Genomic DNA, 3,688 nt, shown 5'->3' with positions numbered 1-3,688 from the left:
CGGGCTCACCGCCGCCGACCTCGCGCGCGGGGCCAGGCACGGCGCTGGCTCGCTCACCACCACCGAGGCGCTGGCCCTGCTCGACGCCGCGCTCGCCTCGCCGGAACCCGCCGTCCTCGCCGCCGCGCTCGACCCCCGCCGCGCCGCCGAGGTCCCGCCGCTGCTGCGCGACCTCGCCGGACCGCGCCGGGCGGTCGCGGCCCAGGCCGTCGCGGGCGCGGACCGGCCGCTGATCGACGTGGTCAGGGCGCACACCGCGACCGTGCTCGGGCACCGCGACGCCTCCGCCGTGGACGCGAACCGCGCGTTCAAGGAGCTGGGCGTCGACTCGCTCACGGCCGTGGAGCTGCGCAACCGGCTCGCCGCCGCGACCGGGCTCGCGCTCGCCGCCACCTCGGTGTTCGACCACCCGACCCCGGCGCTGCTCACCGCGCACCTGCTCGCCGAGTTCGGGCACGCCCCCGCCGCCGGGACCACCGCGCCCCCCGCCACCGCCGCCGTCACCGCCGACGCGGGGGAGCCCATCGCGATCGTGTCGATGGCCTGCCGCTTCCCCGGCGACGTGTCCTCCCCGGAGGACCTGTGGGACCTCGTCGCGGGCGGCGGGGACGCGCTCACCCCGTTCCCCGCCGACCGGGGCTGGGACCTGGCGACCCTGTTCGCCCCCGACCCGGACCGCGCCGGGCGCAGCCACGCCCGCGAGGGCGGGTTCCTCGCCGACGTCGCGGGCTTCGACGCCGACCTGTTCGGCATCAGCCCGCGCGAGGCCATCGGCACCGACCCGCAGCAGCGGCTGCTGCTGGAGGTGGCGTGGGAGCTGTTCGAGCGCGCGGGCATCGCCCCCGACTCGCTGCGCGGCACCGACACCGGCGTGTTCGCGGGCGTCATCGCGCACGGCTACCCGGTGCTGCCCGCCCACTCCGACCAGGGGCTGGAGGGGCACCGGGTGACCGGGGTGTCCGGGAGCGTGGTGTCCGGCCGGGTCGCCTACGCCTTCGGGCTGCAGGGACCGGCGATGACCGTGGACACCGCCTGCTCGTCCTCGCTGGTGGGCGTGCACCTGGCGGTGCGGGCCCTGCGCGGCGGCGAGTGCTCGCTGGCGCTGGCGGGCGGCGTGACGGTGCTGAGCACGCCGGACCTGTTCGTGGACTTCTCCCGGCAGCGCGGGCTCGCCGCCGACGGGCGCTGCAAGGCGTTCGGGGCGGGCGCGGACGGCACCGGGTTCGGCGAGGGCGTCGGGCTGGTGCTGCTGGAGCGGCTGTCGGACGCGCGCCGCAACGGGCGCCGGGTGCTGGGGCTGGTGCGCGGCAGCGCGGTGAACTCCGACGGGGCCTCCAACGGGCTGACCGCGCCCAGCGGCCCCGCGCAGGAGCGCGTCATCGGGCGGGCGCTCGCGGACGCCGGGCTGTCGGCGGCCGACGTGGACCTCGTGGAGGCGCACGGCACCGGGACCCGGTTGGGCGACCCGATCGAGGCGCGGGCGCTGGTGGCGACCTACGGGCGGGACCGGGGCGGGGAGCCGGTGTGGCTCGGGTCGGTCAAGTCCAACATCGGGCACACCCAGGCCGCCGCCGGGGGCGCCGGGCTTATCACGGCGGTGCAGGCGGTGCGGCAGGGGGGGCGGCCCGCGACCCTGCACGCGGCCGAGCCCACCCCCGAGGTCGAGTGGGACGGGGTCGCGGTGCTGGCCGAGCAGCGGGACTGGCCCGAGGTGGGCAGGCCGCGCCGGGCGGCGGTGTCCTCGTTCGGGGTCAGCGGCACCAACGCGCACGTGGTGCTGGAGCAGGCGCCCGAGGAGTTGAGCCCCGAGGGGCGGATCCCCGACAGGCGGACTTCAGAGGGGCGGGTGCCTGAGGGGCGGGTGCCTGAGGGGCGGGCACCCGAGGGACGGACGTCCGGAGGCCGGGCACCCGAGGGCCAGACATCCGAGGGCCAGACATCCGAGGGCCAGACATCCGAGGGCCAGACATCCGAGGGCCGGGCGTTCGGCGGCCGGGTGCCCGAAGACCAGACATCCGAGGGCCAGGCGGCCATGGGGCGGGCGCCTGAGGGCCAGGCGCCCCTGGGCCAGGTGTCCGAGAGCCGGGCGCCCGACCACCGGGTGCCCGCCGGGCCCGACCGGGACGTCCCCGGTCACCTGCCGCTCGTGCTGTCCGCGCACGACCCGGCCGCGCTGCGCGCCACCGCGGCCCGCCTGCTGCCGGTCGCCGAGCGCGTCCCGCTGCCCGACCTGGCGCTGTCCCTGGTCACCGGCCGCGCCGCCCTGCCCTGCCGGGTGGTGCTCCCCGCCCGCGACCGGGGTCAGGTGCTGGCGGCGCTGCGCGACCTCGCGTCCGGCGCCACCGCGCCCGCCGAGCGGGACGGCGGGGGCGTGGCGTTCCTGCTGTCCGGCCAGGGCAGCCAGCGGGCCGGGACCGGGCGGCTGCTGGAGCGGCGCTTCCCGGTGTTCCGGGACGCGCTGCGCGAGGTGTGCGCCCTGCTCGACCGGCGCGTCGTCGGCGGTCCCGGCGTGCGCGCCGCGCTGGACGACCCCGGGCTGCTCGCCGACACCCGCTACGCGCAGGCCGGCCTGTTCGCCGTGCAGGTCGCGCTGGTGCGCCTGCTCGACGCGCTCGGTGTCCGCCCCGACCTGCTCGCCGGGCACTCGGTCGGCGAGATCGCCGTCGCGCACGCCGCCGGGGTGCTGTCCCTGGAGGACGCCTCCACCCTCGTGGCCGCGCGCGGCGCCCTCATGCGCGAGCTGCCCCCCGGCGTGATGGTCGCGGTCCGCGCGGGCGAGGACGCGGCGCGCGCCGCGCTGGTCGACGGGGTGGAGCTGGCCGCCGTCAACGGCCCCCGCGCCACCGTGCTCACCGGCGACGAGGCCGCCGTCACCGAGGTCGCCGCCCGCCTCGGGCGCGCCACGCGCCTGCGGGTCGCCCACGCCTTCCACTCGGCCGCGGTCGACGCGGTGCTGCCCGCGTTCGCCGACGTGCTGGCGCGCCTGGACTTCCGCCCGCCGCGCGTCCCGGTGGCCACCACCGCGCCCGGCGCGCTCGACGCGCCCGAGTACTGGCTGGGCCAGGCCCGCGAGCCGGGGCGCTTCGCCGCCGCCGTCACCGACCTGCACCGGCGGGGCGCGACCGCGTTCGTCGAGGTCGGCCCCGGCGGCGGGCTGGCCGCCGCCGCGCAGGAGTGCCTGGACGGGCACGACGTGCTCTGCGCCCCCCTGCTGCACCGCGACCGGGACGAGGACCACTCCCTGATCACCGCGCTCGGCGCGCTGCACGCGAGGGGCGCGCGCGTCGACTTCGCCCCGCTGCTGGCCGACGCGGGCGGCCGGACCACCGACCTGCCCACCTACCCGTTCCAGCGCCGCCGCTTCTGGCTCGACCCCGCCCCGCCCACCACCGACGCCGCCCCGCTGGAGCACCCGCTGCTCACCGGGGAGCTGGAGATCCCCGGCTCGGACACCGCCGCGTTCACCGGCCGCGCCGCCACCGGCGCCCACCCGTGGCTGGCCGACCACCGGCTGCTCGACGCGGTCGTCGTGCCCGGCACGGCCCTGCTGGACCTGGTGCGGGCGGCCGGTCGCCAGCTCGGGCGGCCCGAGGTCGCCGAGCTGGTCAACGCGGTCCCGCTGGTGCTCGGCGACGGGGCGGCGCTGCTGCGCGTCACCGCCGCCGCGCCGGGACCGGACGGGCGGCGG

The 3,688-nt window shown here is 79.3% G+C and carries 1 protein-coding gene; it reads left to right on the top strand.

What is annotated here, in order from left to right:
- A partial coding sequence (locus ACTUAL_RS16755; RefSeq protein ID WP_440900922.1) for a type I polyketide synthase occupies positions 1-3,688 on the top strand: 3,688 nt, incomplete at both ends.

It is taken from the genome of Actinosynnema sp. (assembly GCF_052038725.1).
The sequence above is the reverse complement of the archived record's forward strand: the minus strand, read 5'-3'. Positions and strand labels throughout refer to the sequence as shown.